Annotated in this window: 14 protein-coding genes; 5 read left to right on the top strand and 9 right to left on the bottom strand. The window is 55.5% G+C overall.

What is annotated here, in order from left to right:
• Window positions 1-121 precede the first annotated feature (121 nt).
• The gene (locus LC431_RS21910) at window positions 122-862 is read left to right on the top strand and encodes a GntR family transcriptional regulator (protein WP_015689424.1); all 741 of its coding nucleotides are present in this window, start codon (window positions 122-124) and stop codon (window positions 860-862) included.
• 6 nt (window positions 863-868) lie between these two features.
• Here the strand turns inward: LC431_RS21910 and LC431_RS21905 are convergent, their stop codons facing one another.
• Window positions 869-2,470, bottom strand: a complete 1,602-nt coding sequence (locus LC431_RS21905) for a PTS transporter subunit EIIC (RefSeq protein WP_013574140.1) — start codon at window positions 2,468-2,470, stop codon at window positions 869-871.
• A gap of 618 nt (window positions 2,471-3,088) precedes the next feature.
• Between LC431_RS21905 and LC431_RS21900 the strand changes: the two genes are divergently transcribed.
• The 3 genes from LC431_RS21900 to LC431_RS21890 are packed head-to-tail and all read left to right on the top strand — an operon-like array spanning window position 3,089 to window position 8,777.
• Complete coding sequence (locus LC431_RS21900) at window positions 3,089-4,222, top strand: efflux RND transporter periplasmic adaptor subunit (protein ID WP_223510331.1); 1,134 nt, start codon at window positions 3,089-3,091, stop codon at window positions 4,220-4,222.
• A gap of 9 nt (window positions 4,223-4,231) precedes the next feature.
• Window positions 4,232-7,381, top strand: coding sequence for an efflux RND transporter permease subunit (locus LC431_RS21895; RefSeq protein WP_013574138.1), 3,150 nt, complete (start codon window positions 4,232-4,234; stop codon window positions 7,379-7,381).
• Window positions 7,374-8,777: an efflux transporter outer membrane subunit gene (locus LC431_RS21890; protein WP_013574137.1), complete on the top strand. Its 1,404-nt coding sequence runs from the start codon at window positions 7,374-7,376 to the stop codon at window positions 8,775-8,777. Before LC431_RS21895 ends, LC431_RS21890 begins: the two co-directional genes overlap by 8 nt.
• Window positions 8,778-8,836: 59 nt before the next feature.
• On the opposite strand, the gene LC431_RS21885 is transcribed toward LC431_RS21890, so the two are convergent.
• The 4 genes from LC431_RS21885 to LC431_RS21870 all read right to left on the bottom strand — a co-directional run bounded on the left by LC431_RS21885 (window position 8,837) and on the right by LC431_RS21870 (window position 10,480).
• Window positions 8,837-9,103: a type II toxin-antitoxin system YafQ family toxin gene (locus LC431_RS21885; protein WP_013574136.1), complete on the bottom strand. Its 267-nt coding sequence runs from the start codon at window positions 9,101-9,103 to the stop codon at window positions 8,837-8,839.
• Window positions 9,104-9,106: 3 nt separating this feature from the next.
• Complete coding sequence (locus tag LC431_RS21880; RefSeq protein ID WP_013574135.1) at window positions 9,107-9,364, bottom strand: type II toxin-antitoxin system RelB/DinJ family antitoxin; 258 nt, start codon at window positions 9,362-9,364, stop codon at window positions 9,107-9,109.
• A 167-nt stretch (window positions 9,365-9,531) separates the two neighbouring features.
• On the bottom strand, window positions 9,532-9,801 hold the full coding sequence (locus LC431_RS21875; protein WP_013574134.1) for a helix-turn-helix transcriptional regulator: 270 nt from the start codon (window positions 9,799-9,801) through the stop codon (window positions 9,532-9,534).
• A 310-nt stretch (window positions 9,802-10,111) separates the two neighbouring features.
• Entirely contained in the window at window positions 10,112-10,480 is a 369-nt protein-coding gene (locus LC431_RS21870) for an endonuclease domain-containing protein (RefSeq protein WP_223510330.1), read from the bottom strand.
• 555 nt (window positions 10,481-11,035) lie between these two features.
• Here LC431_RS21870 and LC431_RS21860 point away from each other — a divergent pair.
• On the top strand, window positions 11,036-11,188 hold the full coding sequence (locus LC431_RS21860; RefSeq protein ID WP_015689421.1) for a hypothetical protein: 153 nt from the start codon (window positions 11,036-11,038) through the stop codon (window positions 11,186-11,188).
• Between the two features lie 57 nt (window positions 11,189-11,245).
• Here the strand turns inward: LC431_RS21860 and LC431_RS21855 are convergent, their stop codons facing one another.
• Genes LC431_RS21855 through LC431_RS21840 form a run of 4 tightly spaced genes read right to left on the bottom strand, consistent with a single transcriptional unit; the run spans window position 11,246 to window position 20,353 of the window.
• Window positions 11,246-12,694: an efflux transporter outer membrane subunit gene (locus tag LC431_RS21855; RefSeq protein WP_131638652.1), complete on the bottom strand. Its 1,449-nt coding sequence runs from the start codon at window positions 12,692-12,694 to the stop codon at window positions 11,246-11,248.
• Window positions 12,687-15,812, bottom strand: coding sequence for an efflux RND transporter permease subunit (locus LC431_RS21850; protein ID WP_121020175.1), 3,126 nt, complete (start codon window positions 15,810-15,812; stop codon window positions 12,687-12,689). Before LC431_RS21850 ends, LC431_RS21855 begins: the two co-directional genes overlap by 8 nt.
• Window positions 15,813-19,013, bottom strand: coding sequence for an efflux RND transporter permease subunit (locus LC431_RS21845; RefSeq protein ID WP_223510329.1), 3,201 nt, complete (start codon window positions 19,011-19,013; stop codon window positions 15,813-15,815).
• Window positions 19,010-20,353 (bottom strand): MdtA/MuxA family multidrug efflux RND transporter periplasmic adaptor subunit, encoded by a 1,344-nt coding sequence (locus LC431_RS21840; protein WP_112152343.1) that lies wholly within the window; start codon window positions 20,351-20,353, stop codon window positions 19,010-19,012. Before LC431_RS21840 ends, LC431_RS21845 begins: the two co-directional genes overlap by 4 nt.
• Window positions 20,354-20,499: the final 146 nt, after the last annotated feature.

Below are 20,499 nucleotides of genomic sequence, written 5' to 3'. Positions count from 1 at the left end.
ATTTTTTGTGTGTGCTGAAACCCATTTTGAGCAGAAAACCAACAGGGTGGCTGGCTGCTTTGTATAGCTGACTATACAATTATTCTTAAGTGAAATTTAAAAGGGTCGGAGGTAAGGGTTAATGAAGATAGACAAAAATTCGTTCACGCCGCTTTATCTGCAAATTGAGCAGCAACTTACCGAAAAAATCAGCACCGGTGAAATCCGCCCCGGAGATCCGATTCCGACCGAAGCCGCCATGTGCGAAATCTATGGTGTCTCGCGCATGACCGCGCGAAAAGCTGTGGATTATCTGGTGCGTCAGGGGCGTGTGGCCCGTTTTCGCGGTCGCGGCACCTTTGTCGTTGAGCCGCCAAAGCAGCAAAAAATCATTCTGCCGCTCGACCGGCATCTCACCGCCAGCGAAGTCGCCCAGGAAAATAATCAGCGCATTGAAAATCAGGTGCTGGAATTTCGCCGTATGCCTGCCAGTGAAGACATTGCCCGCGAACTGAATATTCCCGCCGGTACTGAAGTTTATTTTATGATCCGCCTGCGTCTGCTCGGTGATGAGCCGTTTGTGTATGAACAATGCTGGATGCTGTGCGACCGGTTCCCGGATATCACGCGCGCCGCCATGACATCGTCAAAATATGCTTATATTCGCTCGAAAGGTTTCCAGCCTGCGGGCAGCACCAAACTGATTTCGGCAGAACTGCCGTCCAACGAGATACGCGTCGCGCTCAACCTGTCACGCGACCAGCCGGTGCTGCATTCCCACGCGATTGTGTCGTTCACTGACGGCACGCTGTTTGAAGTGTCTGATGTCTACTACAACCAGAAAAACTATGGCTTCAGCGTCCATGCCAAAGTGAAAGCTTAAGCGCCGTCAGGCAATGCCCGACAACTCCGCCTTCACCAGATTCGCCACCTGTTCAACCTGCGGGCCATAGATCACATGCACATCCGTTTCGGTGATGCGTTTCACCCCCATCGCGCCGGTTTTCATTAATGTGCCATCCTGTATCTGAGTCATATCTTTGACCTTCACGCGCAGGCGGGTGAAACAGCAATCGACCGCCGTAATATTCCCCTCGCCGCCCAGTCCGATGATGATATTTTTGGTTTTTTCGCCCGTGCCCTGCGCCGGTTTTGCGCGTTCTTCGGCATCATTTTCATCCTCACGCCCCGGCGTTTTTACCTGCATCCGCAGAATGACCCAGCGGAACGTGAAGTAATACAGTGGCGCGTAGATGATGCCGAGGATCAGCGGATACCACCAGTGCGTGCGGCTGCCGCCGAGCACACCGAAGATCAGGAAGTCGATCGCCCCGCCCTGCACGTTACCGATCATCACATGCAGCATTTGCATCAGCACGAACGACAACCCCGTCAGCACCGCATGCAGGAAATACAGCACCGGCGAAACGAAAATAAAGCAGAACTCCAGCGGTTCAGTGATCCCGGTGGTAAATGACGCCAGTGCGCCCGCCAGCATCAGCGCTTTCACGCGGCCTTTATGTTCCGGCCGCGCGCAGTGATACATCGCCAGCGCCGCCGCCGGTAACCCGAACATCATCACCGGGATTTTCCCCTGCGCCAGGAAGCGCGTCGCCTGCTGCGTGACCGCATCAGAGATCGTGCCCGGATTGGCCAGCGCGGCATTAAAGATATTCAGCGCGCCGACAATACTCTGGTTATCCACCGTGGTGACACCGCCGATGGGGGTAAAGCGCACGGTTTCATTAATGATGTGATGCAAACCGGTCGGGATCAGCAAACGTTCTGAGGTGGCATAAATAAAGGTGCCGATCTCGCCCGTGCGCCCGATAAGCTCGCCGATCCACTGGATCCCCTGGGCGATCGTCGGCCAGATCAGCGACATCAGCACACCGACGATCGGCAGCACCAGCACGGTGACAATTGGTACAAAACGCCGCCCGCCAAAAAACGCGATCGCCGTCGGCAGCACGATGGTATAGAAACGGTTGTGCAGCCACATGGTGATCAGGCCGACCAGCACCCCGCCCAGCACGCTCATGTTGTAGGTGAAAATCCCCAGCGTGTTGGTGAACTCGGCGGCGTAAATCATCGCGTCACTTTCGGTCATGCCTTTTGCCGTGAGTTTGGCGACCGTAATGGTTTCCGGCGTAATCCCCTGCGCCAGCAGGCTGTAATTAACCCCGACGTGCAGCCCGACAAAACCGATCACGGCGGAAAACGCCGCCGTGGCCTTCTCTGCATTAGCCAGCCCCATTGCCGTGGCGACCGCAAAAAACAACGGCAAATTAGCGAACAGCGCACCGGAGACCTGACGGATAAAGCCGATGACCAGTTGCAATGTTTTCATCTGGGTAAAGGTTTCACCGGTGACCGCCGGATTCTGCAATGCGGCGGCCAGACCTAAGAAAATCCCGGCGGCGGCAATCACCGAGATAGGCGTCATCAGGGCTTTCCCCAGATCGTGAACCTTGCTGCCAAGTTTTATCATCTGTCTTCCCTCAATTCGCTGGCTAAAAATAAACCGTTAATTGAGTTAAGTCACAGAATGTATAGTTGTATAGACATAGCAGTCAGGAGTATGAAAGGGATCACAGTTTTGCGAGAGGAAAGCTGGCTGGCGGTGCAAAGGCAAAAAAAAGCCCACATCGGACTGTGGGCATGGGGGTTGCAACTGGCCGCTGTTCAAAACGGCTGGCAACAAGCAAATGTGAGAACTGCTCGTTCTCGGCCCTTAAGGTAACGGCTGCGGGCTTAATCCCTTAGTCTTTTCAGGTAAGGAGCAGGTTAAAATGTATAAATTTGTTTGATATGCATCACACTTTTTTAACACCTAACAATTCATTCACTTTTAGAACATCCCTCTGATAATTATTCTTATGGCCTATTAATTAGTTTACTAAGTAATGACTTTCCTGCCATTTTCCACTGCACGAAAAGATTAAAACCTTACAATAACAAGGGATTATGTAGCAACATTATCCTCATATTTTGAAATATAGAAACATGGGTGATGACAATATCCTTACACCGGGAAATCAGGCGCTCTCGTATAGTGAAGGACTTGTTGAGAATGGTTATTCTCAATTCCCCCAAAAGAGTGGATTCTATGCGCCTGAAGTTACTTTCTGTCAGTACAGTGGTACTGCTTTCCGCATGTGATGGTTCTGCCAGTTCTGCTTCCCCGGCAGCACAGGCTCCTGCGGTGAATATCGTTACTTTGCACAGCCAGCCCGTCGCCCTCACCACCAGTCTGCCCGGCCGCACCACGGCGGTTCGCAGCGCGGAAGTCCGTCCGCAGGTGAGCGGCGTGATCCAAAAACGTCTGTTTGTGGAAGGCAGCGAAGTCAAAGCCGGTCAGCAGCTTTATCAGATTGATCCGTCAACCTATCAGGCCGCTTTCGATCGCGCGATGGCGACCTGGAAAAGCGCCGACGCCACCGCCCGCCGCTATAAACCGCTGGTTGAAGCGCAGGCGGTCAGCCGTCAGCAATATGATGATGCCGTGGCCGCCGAGCGCGAAGCCGCAGCAGATGTCGAGACCGCCCGTGTCAATCTGCAATACACCAAAGTGTACGCGCCGATTTCCGGCCATATTGGCCGCTCGCTGTATACCGAAGGTGCGCTGGTGACCAGCGGCCAGACGGCATATCTGACCACTATCGATCAGCTCAATCCTATCTATGTTGACGTCAATGAATCCTCACAAGATTTGCTGAAACTGCGTCGCGCGCTGGCTTCCGGTAAGTTGCAATCCGCCGGTGACAACGCCGCGCAGGCCACCCTGACGCTGGAAGATGGCAGCAAATACGCCCTGCCGGGCAAGCTGGAATTCTCCGAAGTCACCGTGTCGCAAAGTACCGGTTCCGTTACCCTGCGGGCCTCTTTCCCGAACCCGCACGACGAACTGCTGCCGGGTATGTTTGTTCACGCCCAGTTACAACAAGGCATTGATGACAAAGGTATTCTGGTACCGCAGGAAGCCATCATGCATGACGTCAAAGGTGCGCCTTATGTGTATGTAGTGAAAGCCGACAGCACCGTTGAGCAGCGTTCCATCACCACCGGTCAGATGATGAACGGTAACTGGTTAGTCAGTCAGGGTCTGAATGACGGCGACAAAGTGATCACCGACGGATTACAGAACGTCAGGCCGGGTGCCAAAGTCAACGCCACCGAGCGTAAAGCCAGTGCCCCTGCCGAACAGGCTAATCTCGCGATGACCGATCCTTCCGCGCAATAGGTGAGCTGAATGTCTACTTTCTTTATTAACCGCCCCATATTCGCCTGGGTTGTCGCCATCGTCATCATGCTCGCCGGTGCGCTGTCGATCATGAAACTGCCGATCAGCCAGTACCCGAATATCGCGCCTCCGGCGATTTCCGTCAGCGTCACCTATCCGGGTGCGTCTGCGGAAACCGCCCAGAACACCGTAGTTCAGGTCATTGAACAGCAACTGAACGGGCTGGATAACCTGCGCTATATCGAATCGCAAAGTAACAGCGACGGCAGTGCCACAATCATTGCCACCTTTGATCAGGGTACTAACCCGGATATCGCGCAGGTTCAGGTACAGAACAAAGTGTCGCTGGCCGAATCGCAACTGCCGACCGAAGTGGTCAATCAGGGGATCCGTATTGCCAAATATCAGGCCAACTTCATGCTGCTGGTCAGCCTGATTTCGACCGACGGTAAAATGAGTAACTCGGATCTGAGTAACCTGCTGGTGACCAAACTGGAAGACCCGATCGTGCGTACCAAAGGCGTCGGCGACTTCCTGCTGCTCGGTTCAGAATACGCGATGCGTATCTGGCTCGACCCGGCAAAACTGTATAAATATCAGCTGGTCCCAAGTGATGTCAGCGCGGCGATTGAAGCGCAAAACGTACAGGTGTCGTCCGGTTCCCTCGGCGGCCTGCCGACGGTCAAAGACAGCAAACTCAGCGCCACGATCATTGGTAAAACCCGTTTCGACAGCATTCATCAGTTCAAAAACGTGCTGCTGAAAGTGAACGCCGACGGTTCTCAGGTGCGTCTCAGTGATGTCGGCAACGTGGATCTGGGGCCGGAAAGTTATTCCATCTCCTCCACGTTTAACGGCAGGCCCTCTACCGCTATCGCCCTGCGTCTGGCAAGCGGCGCGAACGTACTGGACACCGACAGAGCAGTAAGAGAAACCATCGCCGGGCTGGAAGATTCTCTGCCGGCTGGCGTGAAAGTCGAGTTCCCGTACCAGACCGCGCCGGTGGTCAGCGCATCGATTGAGGAAGTGGTGAAAACGCTGATCGAAGCCATCGTGCTGGTGTTCTGCGTGATGTTGCTGTTCCTGCAAAACCTGCGCGCAACACTGGTCACCACGCTGGTGGTGCCGGTGGTTCTGCTCGGTACCTTCGGTATTCTGGCGGCAGCGGGGTATTCCATTAACACCCTGACCATGTTCGGGATGGTGCTGGCGATAGGCCTGCTGGTGGATGATGCCATCGTGGTGGTGGAAAACGTCGAACGTGTGATGACGGAAGAAAAGCTCTCGCCGAAAGACGCCACCATCAAATCGATGAAACAGATCCAGGGCGCGCTGTTTGGTATCGCGCTGGTGCTGTCTGCCGTACTGGTGCCGATGGCGTTCTTCGGTGGCTCAACCGGGATCATCTACCGTCAGTTCTCGATCACCATCGTATCCGCGATGGCGCTTTCGGTGCTGATGGCGCTGATTTTCACCCCGGCGCTGTGCGCCACCATCATCAAACACAACGACGAGGAAAAATCGCAGAAAGGCTTCGCGGGCTGGTTTAACCGTAACTTCGACAAAGGCGCGATGCGCTACACCCGCGCCGTCGGCACGGTCATCTCACGCCGCCGTCTGTTTATGGGCATCTACCTGCTGATCGTGATCGCCACCGGCTTTATGTTCACCCGCGTGCCGACCACCTTCCTGCCGGATGAAGATCAGGCCGTGATGTTTGTTCAGGCGACGTTGCCCGCCAACGCCTCGGCAGAACGAACCCAGCAGGTGCTGGATAACGTCCGGGAATATCTGATGACGCAGGAAAGCGGCATCGTTTCTTCGGTGTTTACCGCCAATGGCTTCAGCTTCGCCGGACGAGGCCAGAACGTCGGGATTGCCTTCGTGCAGTTGAAAACCTGGGCCGACCGCCCGGCCGCTGCGCAAAAAGTTCAGGCGCTGGCCGGTCGTGCGATGGCGCATTTCGCCACCATCAAAGATGCCCGCGTATTTGCTTTCGTTCCGCCAGCCGTTATGGAACTGGGTAATGCCACCGGCTTCGACTTCTTCCTGCAAGACACCAACGGCAAGGGGCATGAAGCCCTGATGGCCGCGCGTAACCAGTTCCTGCAAATGGCGTCACAGGACAAACGCCTGATGGCTGTGCGCCCGAACGGGATGGAAGATGAACCGCAATATCAGCTGGAAATTGACGATGAACGGGCGCAGGCGCTGGGTCTGAGCCTCGACGACATCAACAACACCTTGTCAGCGGCCTGGGGTTCAGCGTATGTGAACCAGTTCATGTACAACGACCGCGTGAAGCGTGTTTACATCCAGGGCAAGGCGGCTTCCCGCGTCACGCCTGAAGATCTGAACAACTGGTATTTCCGTAATTCCAGCGGCGATATGGTGCCGTGGAGCGCCTTCGGCAGCGGCAAATGGGTGTACGGCTCACCGCGTTATGAACGTTTCAACGGCGTGTCTTCCGTCGAACTGATGGGTTCACCGGCACCGGGCTACAGCTCGGGCGATGCCAACGAGGCGGTGATGGAAATCGCGGCCAAACTGCCACCGGGTTACAAAGTGGCATGGCACGGCCTGAGCTACGAAGAGAAGCTTTCCGGCTCACAAACACCGGCGCTTTACAGTCTGTCGATGATCGTGGTGTTCCTGTGTCTGGCGGCGCTGTACGAGAGCTGGTCAATTCCGTTCTCCGTCATGCTGGTGGTACCGCTGGGGATTTTAGGCACCATCGGTGCTGTGTTGCTGCGCGGGTTGTCGAATGATGTCTTCTTCCAGGTTGGCCTGCTGACGACCGTCGGGCTGGCGGCGAAGAACGCCATATTGATTGTTGAGTTCGCCAAGGAGCTGCATGAGAACGAAGGGATGTCGGTGGCACAAGCGGCCATCGAAGCGGCCAAGCTGCGTATCCGGCCGATCATCATGACCTCAATGGCCTTCGTCCTCGGCGTATTCCCGCTGACCATTTCCAGCGGCGCGGGCGCGGGCAGCCAGCATTCCATCGGGACGGCGGTGGTCGGCGGCATGCTCACGGCCACCTTCCTGGCGATCTTCTTCGTGCCGATGTTCTATGTCACGGTTGTGAACCTGTTCACCCGCAAATCGAAAAAACACGATAAGGCGCTTCCTGCACCAGAGGCAACACACCATGAATAAACCGCATTTCGCGCTGTCGCTTATCGGCGCGTTTTCACTCACCCTGCTGGCCGGCTGTACGATGGAGCCGGATTATCAGCGCCCTGCGCTGCCGGTTGCCAGCAACTGGGACGGCGCCAAAACCGGTGCTGCGCAGGATATCGGCTGGAAAGCCTTCTTCAATCAACCGGCGATGAAGCAGCTGATTGGCATGTCCCTGGCTAACAACCGCGACCTTCGGGTCGCGGCATTAAACGTCGATACCGCCCGCGCTACCTTCCAGATTGACCGCGCCGCGCTGCTGCCGACACTCGACGCCAGCGCCGGTGAAACCAACCAGCATCTGCCGGGCGGATTGTATTCAACACAAACCAGCGGACCGGTGACGTATCAGCAATACAGCGCGAATCTGGGCGTAACGTCTTATGAGGTTGACCTGTTTGGCCGCTTACGCAGCCTGCGCGATCAGGGGCTGGAAACTTATCTGGCGACAGAAGCTACACAGCGCGCCACGCAAATTTCGCTGGTGGCTGAAGTCGCTTCCGGCTATCTGAGTCTGGCGGCGGATAACGATCTGCTAAAACTGGCGATCAGCACCGCCGACAGTCAGAAAAAATCTTACGAACTCACCAAACGCAGCTACGATTCCGGCATCGACACTTCACAGGATCTGGTGCAGGCCGAAACCACGGTGCGCGCGGCGCAGGCCGACATCGCCCAGTACACACGTCAGGTACGTCAGGACGTCAATGCACTGACACTGCTGGTCGGCACCACCATTCCACAGAGTTTGCTGGCGAACGCCACCCTGCAACAGGACTGGAAATTCCCGCAGACACCGGCCGGTTTGCCCTCTGATCTGCTGACCCGTCGTCCGGATATTATTTCCGCTGAACATACGCTGAAAGCGGCTAATGCCAATATCGGCGCGGCGCGTGCAGCGTTCTTCCCAAGCATTACGCTGACCGGCACGGCAGGCACAGAAAGCGGTAGCCTGAGTAAACTGTTCGACGGCGGCACCGGTGCCTGGTCATTTATGCCATCAGTTAATATCCCGATCTTCGACGGCGGCGTGAATCAGGCCAATCTCGACATCGCTAAAGACACCAAGAAAATTGATATCGCCAACTATGAGAAAGCGATTCAGACGGCGTTCAAAGAAGTCTCCGACGGCTTAGCCGGTCAGGCGACCTACAAAGATGAACTGCTGGCGCGCCAGCAGGACGCCGACGCCAATCAGCGCAACTACGATCTCTCGCAGATGCGCTTCAAAGGCGGTGTCGATAACTACCTGAGCGTACTGGTCGCGCAGCGCTCCCTGTATTCTGCTCAGCAAACGCTGATCACCACACAACTTGCCCAACTGAATCAGGACATCAGTTTGTATAAAGCGCTGGGCGGTGGCTGGAAGGAGTGATTTTTGAGTGAATGGAAACGCCGGCTGAAGTCGGCGTTTTTCGCAGGGTTCATCTGATATCAGAATAATTCAGAATGACTCCCTACCCGGTACAATTTTAATTCTTCGTCATTTCTCTGATAAATGAGTAAAAGATCTGGCGCACCATGGCATTCCATATATCCCGCATAACCACCTGAAAGCCGGTGTTCACAATATCGAATAGGTAAAGGTTCACCCGTCTGCAACAAGGATAATGTCTCCAGAATAGCTCCCTGCGCTCGTTTGTCGTTGTTGTATTTTTTCGCATCCTTTTTAAATCTTGTCTGATAAACAATCCTTAGCACATATCACCATCCCAGATCGTGCTTCAACTCCTCAATCGTTGCGACACTTTCAACACCAATTCCATTTTCCATATCACGAATGGCCTGAAGTGTTTTTGCATTAGGCTGCAACAAATCGACGGGTAGCTCAGCATTCACAGCCAACCTATTTACAACCATTCGAATGATTGTCGAAAGATCCAACCCCATTGCCTTTGCGTTTGCCATTGCAGCAGCCTTTGACGCTGAAGTTACTCGAGCTCTGACAACAGTGTCAGTCATAAAACCTCCGGATCAATTTTGTCGTGTAGCTACATTGTAGCCCTCATGTAGCCACTGAACAAAATGTATTCACTTACAGAGCAGTGTGCAGAATATAGATTACTGTTTTATCAGCAACTCTGTACTTTCATCGCTGCGGCAAAGCTTCCAAAAAAGCTCATCATCACTCAGGATTTAGCTGAATTCCGAATGACTTTCACTACCAGCTCTCCCCGCGCATCAAAATAACGGCTCGGCCAGATCACGCTCGGATGCACATCCAGCGCCTGTGCAATCACCTTCTCCCCTTTCGGCCATGACCGCGACAGCGCATTTGATAGCGTCGAAGAACTCAATCCCACACTGCGCGATACCGCTGCCAGCGTCGTACCCCGTTTACGCAATGCCGCAATGATGTCTGCCTGATGCCAGTCGGTATGATTCTGTGCTTTGTTCATGGAGGATCCTTTCCTGAGTTATGAGTAAATAAAACGTCTACACAGGAAGAGTAAACCGGGAGAAAAATTATCCCAAAACGGGATAAAACCAGATGAATAGTGATCAGGTCATTGATAGATAAGATGAAATGTAATATTGATGAGTTAACTGAGCTAAATACTGATAAAAATTATTTTGGTGGGAATTTTTTCACCGAGTAACCATTAATACCCCACCCCAGCCCTCCCCTTCGCAGGGGAGGGAGCCGACCGAGCTTTTAACTCCTCCCCCTGCGAAGGGGGAGGCTGGGAGGGGGTATTACAAATAAAATCAGAAGGTTAACATTGTCTTCCGTCGTACAATTTCGCATCGCAAATGCTCAAGAACTTCAGGTAATTCCTGCATAACCTGAAGATTCGTAAAACGGATAACTTTCATTCCTGAATCACACAGAAAGTCCGTTCTGGTTTTATCCGCTGCCATCCCTTTCTCACTGAAATGACTTTCACCATCCAGCTCAACCACCAGCCTCACCTCTCCGGCGTAAAAATCGACGATATAGCGCCCGATCCCATGCTGACGGCGAAATTTAACACCCAGCGCTTTACACCGGATCGCCTGCCATAAAACAAACTCTGGATAAGTAAGATTTCCCCGCAGATCCTTGCGTAATTCTTTCTGTTTTGAATCGTTGAACATGTCACACCGAGTTGTCTTTAATACCCCCACCCAACCTCCCGCTTCGCAGGGGAGGAGCCGTACTGAGAGTATCTGCAAATGCGGTGATAATATTTTTCTCACACCATTGCTGCGGCCATCATTCCAATATTTTAATATTCACGCATTTTCGCCCGCCGTCACACCTGCTAATTATTCATTATTGGCTGTGAAGATTTTTTGAGTAAAAGGAAACGCCGGCAGAAGTCGGCGTTTTTGTTGCGTGATCTGTAGAAAATATTCCCTGAGGATCCCGCGCATGCATTGACAGCGGGGAATACAACTACGTCAGTCTGGAATCTGCATTATCGGCATATGGCATCATTTCGCAGATACTGGTCGACCGACTGGCCTTCATGACGACCCGACGCCCTGGGGCACTATCGAACTGACGCATACTCACCGCAGCATTTTGGATATTCTCGATGCAACCGTCGAAACGCCATCACCACTGAAACAAGCGATACCCTCCACGGTAATCAGGGATTTGCGCCGTGTTGGCAGGAATACTCATCTGATGGATCTTAAGGAAGAATAATGAGTGAGAAGGTCGATTTTGGTTTCGCCATCAGCGTAAAAGCCCCCGAAGAGCTGCGTCAGCTTCCCGATTATGATCAGATCAACATCGACCGCTGGCAAATAACTATCGAGACATCTCCCGGTCAATCCAGCGCGGAATATATGGTGTAACTGTCCTTCTGGCACCCCGCTGAAAGGGCTGTTTCCAGCCCTTTCATTCAAACTCTCTTACTTACCCACATCCCCGTTCCATCCCCCGCCCAGTGCGGCGATCAGCTTAACGCTGGTGACCATCTGGGTGCTGAGCAGTGACAGGACGCTTTGTTGCTGGGTCAGGCTGGTATTTTCGGTGGTCGCGACGTCGAGATAGTCGATCATCCCCGCCTGATACTGGTTGTAGGTCACGCGGGCGGATTCTTTGGCGGAATCGGCGGCGTTCTGACGGGCGACCAGTTCGCTGTCCAGCGTGTGCAGTTCAACCAGATAATCTTCCACTTCCTGCATCGCGGTTAACACGCTCTGGCGATAACTGGCGACGTCGGCGTCATACGCGGCTTCGGCTTGTGCCACTTTGCCACGGGTGGAACCGAAATCCAGTACCGTCTGGCTGAGTTCCGGGCCTAAAGACCAGACGCGGTTTGGCAACGAGAACAGGTTATGGAAGGCCGAGCTGGCAAAACCGCCGCTGGCACTTAAGGTCAGATCGGGATAATACGCAGCAGTGGCGACACCGACTGCCGCATTGGCAGAGGCCATGGTGCGCTCAGCAGCGGCGATATCAGGACGACGCTGCAGCAGTTGCGACGGAATCGCATCCGGCATCGCAGGCAGGTTCAGTTTTACGTCGCGGGCGGCGAGGCTGAACTGGGCCGGTGGTTTGCCGATCAGTACGGCGATAGCGTGCTCAAGCTGGGCGCGCTGCCATTGCAAATCCAGCGCCGACGCTTTGGTACTTTCCAGCTGAGTCTGTGCCTGCGCCAGTGTGCCACGCGAGGTACTGCCACCGGCATACTGGTTCTCAATCACGGTCAGATAACGCTGATAGGCGTCAATACTTTGCTTATACAACGCGATTTGCTGATCCATCACCCGCAACTGGAAATAATCCTGCGCCAGTTCGGATTGCGCGCTGAGCGTCGCATCGGCCAGATCGGCCTTGCTGGCCTGCGCGCTGGCATCCTGTTCTTCTGCCGTGCGGCGCAGTTTGCCCCACAAGTCCAGTTCCCAGCTTGCACTCAATTGTGCGGACTGGCTGTTGCTGGTGGAGGTTGAGGTGCCACTGCGCGTGCTGCCGACGGTGGCATCCACGGAAGGATACAAATCAGAACGCGCCTGCGTCACCAGTGCCTGGGCTTCGCGGTACTGCGCGGCGTACTGGGCAACGTTCTGGTTGGAAATCTGCACCTGTGTCAGCAGGGACGACAGCTCAGGATCCTGATACACCGCCCACCAGTCGCCTTTGGCCTGATTATCTTTCGGGATCGCGGCCGTCCAGCCTTTGGCTTCTTTAAATGCCGTTGGCATAGTCACATCCGGCCGTTTGTAATCAGGGCCGACGGCACAGGCGCTGACCAGTAAGGCCAGCGCCAGCGGAGCAAGACGGAACACCATTGAACGTGTTTTTTGCAGAGTCATCAGATTCGCTTCAGGGTAATGAGTTTCAGTGTGATCAGTCATGAGAACTGGCCTCCGGCGGCGTCGCGTGAGGACGCAGACGTTGCCACAGACGATGCGTCGCGCGGCTGGTGCGATCCATATACAGGTAAACCACCGGCGTGGTGAATAACGTCAGGATCTGGCTCAGCGCCAGCCCGCCGGCAATCGCCAGACCCAGCGGACTGCGCAGATCCGCGTCCCCCCCGCTGCCCATCGCCAGAGGCAGGGCACCAAAGAACGCCGCCAGCGTGGTCATCAGGATCGGACGGAATCGCATCAGACAGGCCTGAGTGATCGCCTGTTGTGGCGTCAGACCCAGCCGCCGTTCGGCGTCAAGCGCGAAGTCGATCATCATGATCGCATTCTTTTTGACGATGCCGATCAGCAGCAGGATCCCGATCAGCGCGATCACCGTCAGTTGCGTATTGGTCATCAGCATCAGCAACAGCGCCCCCAGACCGGCAGAAGGCAGCGTGGAAAGAATGGTCAGCGGGTGAATATAACTTTCGTACAATACGCCGAGCACGATATATACCGCCGCCAGCGCGGCCAGGATCAGCCACGGCATGGAACTGGCCAGCGCTTCAAACGCCTGCGCCGTTCCCGCATAACTGCCATGAACGGTATCCGGCAAGCCGATTTGTGCCATGGCGGTTTTCAGCGCAGCCTGCGCATCTTCCAGCGCATAGCCGTCGGCGAGGTTGAACGCGATAGTCGTGGTTGCTGTCTGCCCCTGATGGGATACCGACAGCGGTGCGTTGGCGCCGCTGAAGGTGGCAAACGCCGACAACGGCACCTGATTACCAGAATCGGTCACGACATACAGCTGATGCAGCACATCCGGATTGCTGGTGTAGTCAGACGTCAGGTTCATGACCACGTGATACTGGTTCAGCGTTTTATAGATCGTGGCAACCTGCCGCTGGCTGAAAGAATTGTTGAGCAACGTGTCAATCATCTTCACGTTGACGCCCAGTTGCGTGGCACGATCCCGGTCGATATTGAGCATGACCTCCTGACCGCCGGTTTGTGCATCGGAATCCACACCGGTCAGTTGCGGCAGTTTCGCCAGCGCTTTCTGCACCTTCGGTGCCCATTCCCGCAGCACCGAAAGATCGTCAGATTGCAGACTGTACTGATACTGCGCGTTGGCGCTGCGCCCGCCGATATGCAGATCCTGCGCCGCCATCAGGAACAACTGCGCGCCCGGCTCCTTGCCGGTCGCCATCATCAGACGGTTCGCCACCTGATTGGCGGTCGCGGTACGTTTGTCGAAATCTTTCAGACGCACGAAGAAGGTGGCGGTGTTACGTGAACCAAAGCCGCCGCTGCCCGCCGAACTCATCACCGCTTCTACCGCCGGATCGTCCTGAATGATCTTGCTGTATTTCAGCACCTGCGGCTGGATCGACTGAAACGACGTGTTCTGATCCGCACGCAACATGCCCATCAGCATGCCGGTGTCCTGATCCGGGAAGAAACCTTTTTCCACCACGGTATAAAGATAGAAATTGAGTATCACGGTGAGGAACAACCCGATCAGCGTGATCAGCTGATGGCGCATAACCCAGCCGAGCGCGGCAGAATAGGCCGCCAGCAGTTTGTTAAGGCCATGCTCGATCATGCGGTAGATGCGCGGCTGACGTTTTTCCACCGGCGGTTTACGTTTGAGGAAACGTGCGCACAGCATCGGCGTGAGGCTCAGTGACACCAGCATCGAGATGATCAGCGAGACACTGAGCGTCACCGCAAATTCGCGGAACAGGCGCCCGACAATACTGCCCATCAGCAGGATCGGAATGAAAACGGCGATCAGCGACAGCGTCATCGACAGCACGGTGAAGCTGACTTCCTGTGCGCCTTTCAGCGCCGCCCGCACCGGTCCCATTCCCTCTTCGATATGCCGCGTAATGTTCTCCAGCACCACAATGGCATCATCGACCACGAAACCGGTGGAGATGATCAGCGCCATCATCGAGAGGTTATCCAGACTGTAGCCAAGCAGATACATCACCGCGCAGGTCCCGATCAGTGACACCGGTAGCGCCACGGCGGGGATCAGCACAGCATTCCAGTTACGCAGGAACACAAAGACCACCGCGATCACCAGCAGCGTGGCTTCCATCAGGGTCATTTCCGTATCACGCAGGGAAGCGGAAACGTTAGGCGAACGATCCAGAGCCAGGTTCAGTTGCACATCGCCCGGCAGACTTTCTTTCATCAGCGGCAGCGCGGCTTTGATCGCCTGAATGGTTTCCAGCATGTTCGCGCCAGCCTGGCGCGTTACACCAATCATCACCGACGGCGTGCTGTTGTAATACCCGACGTTGTATTTGTCTTCGACGGAATCATACACATTGGCGATATCGCTGAGGCGGATGGCCGAACCGTTGATGTAGGTGACAATCAGCGTTTTGTACTGCGCGGCGGTACTTTGCTGGCCGTTGCCTTCAATCATCCACGACTGATCCGACCCTTGCAGTAAGCCTTTCGGCAGGTTGCTGGTGCTGTCGGCAATCGCAGCACGAATGGTGTCGAGGGAAATCCCGTAAGAGGTGACAGCTTCAGGGCGTAAATCAATACGCACACCCGGCAGCGCGGACCCCACCAGAGAAACCTGCCCGACGCCGTTAACCTGTGCGATTTTCTGTTGCAACTGGCTTGAGGCAATATCGTACAACTCACCTTTACTGCGCGTGGCCGAGGTCAGCGCCAGCATGATGATCGGCGCATCCGACGGGTTGGCTTTGCGGTATGTCGGCAGCGACGGCATGCTGCTGGGCAGTAACGCACGGGAGGCGTTAATCGCCGCCTGAACGTCACGCGCCGCGCCGTTGATGTCGCGATCGAGATCGAATTGCAAAATGACGCTGGTCGAACTCTGCGAACTGCGCGAGGTCATTTCCGTCACACCGGCGATTTGCCCGAGCGCCCTTTCCAGCGGCGTCGCCACCGTCGCCGCCATGGTTTCAGGGCTGGCACCCGGCAGACTGGCACTGACCAGAATGGTCGGAAAATCGACCTGCGGCAGCGGTGCCACCGGCAGCAGGCGATACCCGAGCAAACCCAGCAGGAGTATCGCCATGGTCAGCAGCAATGTCGCGACCGGGCGGAAGATGAAGAAACGCGAAATGTTCATTTATTCCGCCTGCTTCGCTGCACGCCGGTGACGTGGATTAAGGCGGTGAGAAAGCCGGTCAAACATCAGGTAGATCACCGGCGTGGAGAACAGCGTCAGAACCTGACTGAAGATCAGACCGCCGACGATCACCAGCCCCAGCGGCTGACGCAGTTCCGCGCCGGATCCGCTCGCCAGCATCAGCGGCAACGCCCCGAGCAGCGCGGCCATGGTGGTCATCATGATCGGACGAAAACGCAGTAAACACGCCTGGTGAATCGCCTCACGCGGCGATAATCCCTGTTTGTTTTCCGCATCCAGTGCAAAGTCGATCATCATAATGGCGTTCTTTTTCACGATGCCGATCAACAGGATCACCCCGATCAGTGCGATCAGACCGAATTCCGTACCGGCAAAGATCAGCGACAGCAACGCACCGACCGCCGCCGACGGCAGCGTGGAAAGAATGGTCACCGGATGGATAAAGCTTTCGTACAGAATACCGAGCACGACATACATGGTCAGCAGTGCGGCGAGGATCAGCCACAGCGTGTTGCCGGTGGCACTTTCAAATGACGCCGCCGCACCCTGATAGCGCAAAGTGATGCTGTCCGGCATGGCGATATCAGCCACCGTGGTTTTGATCGCCTGCTGCGCCTGCTCCAGCGAATAACCGTCTTTGAGGTTAAAGGAGACGGTGACTGCCGGGAACTGATTGAGGCGCGCCTGCAACAATGCGCCGGTGCGCATGTGGATTTTGGCAATCGACGTCAGTTTGACCATGCCATTGGTCGCCCCGGCATTGGTGGTGGTGGTCGAGGTGCCGCTGTCCGATGTCGAAGAAGACGTGGTGCTGGTGGTGGTCGCCACCGTGCCGGATGTTGAGGTGCTGTTGTTGGTCGCCAGATAGACATCGTCAAAAGAAGCCGGTGACTGCTGGAACTGCGGGGCCACTTCCAGCACGACGCGGTACTGGTTCGCCTGGGTAAAGATGGTGGAAACCAGCCGCTGGCCGAAAGCGTTGTACAGCGCGGTATCGACGTCAGACGCCGTAATACCGTAGCGTGCGGCAGCGTCGCGATCGAGCTCCACATAGGCGATCTGCCCCTGATTTTGCAGGTTGCTGACCACTTCGCTGAACTCCGGCAATGCACTGAGTTTCTCAATCAGCTTCGGTGTCCATTGCACCAGATTTTCGCTGTCGGCATCATCCAGTGTGAACTGGTACTGGCTTGGCGTGACCTGATCGTCCACCGTCAGATCCTGCGAAGCCTGCATATAAAGCTCAATGCCCGGCACGCCTGCAGTCTCCTGCTTCAGGCGTTCAATGATCGCCGGTGCACGTTCGCTGCGTTCATCAAAGGATTTCAGGCTGATCTGCAAACGTCCGCTGTTCAGACTGGTGTTATTACCGTCCACGCCGATGGTAGAGGAAACGCTTTCCACATCCGGATCATTGAGGATAGCGGCGGTCAGTAATTGCTGACGACGCCCCATCTCGCTGAAGGAGACATCCTGCGAGGCCTGGGTGATCCCCTGGATCATGCCGGTATCCTGCGACGGGAAGAAACCTTTTGGCACAATCACGTACAGCAACGCGGTGAAGACTAACGTCGCGGCAGCGACCAGCAGCGTGAGCTTCTGATGGTTCAGTACCACGACCAGCATACGATCGTAACCGGCGATCATTTTGTCAAAAAACTCACCGCCTTTACGGTAAAACTTGCTCTGTTTTTCTTCCGGGGTGTGACGCAGCAAATAGGCGCACAACATCGGTGTCAGGGTCAGCGACACCACCATCGACACCAGAATCGACACGGCCAGGGTAATGGCGAATTCGCGGAACAGACGCCCGACCACATCGCCCATAAACAGCAGCGGGATCAGTACCGCAATCAGCGAGAAGGTCAGGGAAATAATGGTGAATCCGATCTGCTGCGAACCTTTCAGCGCCGCCTGCATCGGTGTTTCGCCCTCTTCCAGGCGTCGTGAAATGTTTTCGACCACCACGATGGCGTCATCGATAACAAAACCGGTGGCGATGGTCAGCGCCATCAGCGAGAGGTTGTTAAGACTGAAACCGCACAGGTACATCACACCAAAGGTGCCAACCAGCGAGAGCGGCACGGCCACGCTTGGGATCAGCGTCGCCGCGACATTTCGCAGGAACAGGAAGGTGACCATCACCACCAGCGCAATCGACAGCAACAGCTCGAACTGAACGTCGCTGATCGAGGCACGGATAGTCTGGGTACGGTCAGAAATCACGCTGATTTTGACCGACTCCGGTAGCGCTTCCTGCAATTTCGGCAGTTGTGCTTTGATGGCATCCACCACCTGAATCACGTTGGCGCCCGGCTGACGCTGAACGCTGATAATGATCGCCGGTTGTTTGTTCGCCCACGCAGAAAGGTACTGATTTTCCGCTGCTTCGGAGAGCGTCGCGACGTCGCGCAAACGCAGCGCCGCCCCGTTTTCATAATTAACAATCAGGTTGCCGTATTCAGCGGCAGTGCGCAGCTGGTCATTGGCATCGATGGTGATCGAGTGATGCGGCCCGTCAAAGCCCCCCTTGGAACCGTTGACGTTACTGTTGCCGATCAGCGTGTTGATGGTTTCCATGCTGAGGTTATGCGCCGCCAGTTTGCGCGGATCCACCTGCACGCGGATCGCAGGCTGATGCCCGCCCGCCAGCGTGACCATACCGACGCCGGAAATCTGCGACAGTTTCAACGCCACGCGGGTATTCACCAGATCCTGCACTTTGGTCAGCGGCAGGGATTCAGAGGTCGCGGCTAATGTCAGCACTGCGGCATCCGCCGGGTTCACCTTCTTGTAAGTCGGCGGATTGGGTAAATCGCTGGGCAGCAGGCTGTCAGCGGCATTGATCGCCGCCTGCACTTCCTGCTCAGCCACATCAAGGGACAAATCCAGCGAGAATTTCAGCGTAATAATGGAGGAGCCGCTGGCGCTGGTGGAATACATCTGGCTCAGCCCCGCCATCTGCCCGAGCTGACGCTCAAGCGGCGCGGTAATACCCGACGCCATCACGTCCGGACTGGCGCCCGGATACAGCGTGGTCACCTGAATGGTCGGGTAATCGACCTGCGGCAGCGCCGAGGTCGAGAGCATGTTGTAGGCGAAAATCCCCGACAACAACACGGCGACCATCAGCAGAATGGTCGCGACCGGCCGGAGTATAAAGAGGCGTGAAGGATTCATTTAGACCCGCTGTCTTTACCGGCTGTAGTTGGGGGTGCATCAGGCGCGACGGCCGTTTTATCCGCGCCGGTGGTGGCTTTATCCACACCGCCGCTCTGCTGACGCTCTTTGGAAGAGCCACCTGCTGCTGCAGCCTCGCCGGAATTCGGTGTGACAATCTCGACTTTGGTGCCGTTGTTCAGACGGTCAATACCGGTGGTGACCACCTGCTCGCCCGGCTTCACACCGGACAAAATCGCCACCTGGTCATCACCAAAATCCGGGCCGGACTTCACGCTGCGACGCTCAATGGTGCTGTCGGCTTTCACCACATACACAAAGTCGCCGTCGCTGCTCAGCTGCAATGCCGCCGCCGGGATCACCGTGGCATCTTTCAGCGTCGCGACCTGCAGACGGGCATTCACAAACTGATTCGGATAGAGTTTTTCATCGTCATTATCAAACAACGCTTTCAGCTTGATACTGCCGGTACTGGTGTCAATTTCGTTGCTGATAAATTGCAGTTTGCCCTGTCCGAGCACTTCGCTGCCGCTCTGGTCAAAAGCCGTGGTTGGCAACTGATTGCCGCCGCGCAGGGCTTTGAGCAGGGTTTGCAAATTGCTTTGCGGCACGCTGAAGGTCACGGCAATCGGCTGAGTCTGGGTAATGGTGACGATGCCGGTGGTCGAACTGCTGGTGACCATGTTGCCCGGATCCACCAGACGCAGGCCGACGTGGCCGCTGACCGGCGCGGTGATTTTAGCGTACTCAAGGTTCAGCTTAGCGGCGGCGATTTGCGCCAGATCGGCTTTCACTGCTCCCGCGTACTGACCGGCGGTCGCAATCTGGCTTTCCAGATCCTGACGTGCCAGGGAATCCTGTGCATACAGTTTGCGGTAACGCGCCAGCGTCAGTTCAGCACTTTTCGACAGCGCCTGATTCTGCGCTAAATCGCCCTGATACTGTTCCAGCGTGGCCTGATAACTGCGCGGATCAATCTGCGCCAGCAACTGACCCTGCTCCACTTTCTGCCCTTCGGTGAAATACACCTTCATCAGCTGACCATCGACACGGCTGGTCACCGTCACCGTCGCGTTCGCCACCACCGTGCCCAGCGCACGCAGATACACCGGCACATCGGCCTGTGCGGCCTTTCCTGCCTGCACCGGCGTTGCCATTCCTGCCATCATCTGGCCGCGCATTGCGCGCATGCCGCCACGGCCCGGTTTTTTATGGGCAGAGGGATCAGAGGCACTTTGGTGGAAAGCAAAAAACCAGACCAGGATCGCGGCAACGATAATGGCGACAATAACCCACACGAATGTGCGTTTTTTGGAACGAGACGAGGCAGTCGGCAGCATAAATTTCTTGGTTTCGCAGTATTAATGAGGAGAAAACAGCTGAAAAATGACCTTCAACCAGAGATTTTCAATATCAGTCAAAAAACCATTATCCCCGAAAAGTGCGGGTGTCTGTTTTTAGGACAACGTAAAGATTTCGTTAGCAA

The organism is Rahnella sp. GSA61A, assembly GCF_019969905.1.
Taxonomy (GTDB): Bacteria; Pseudomonadota; Gammaproteobacteria; order Enterobacterales; family Enterobacteriaceae; genus Rahnella; species Rahnella aceris.
Note: the sequence above shows the minus strand (reverse complement) of the source record. Positions and strands in the feature narration are given on the sequence as shown.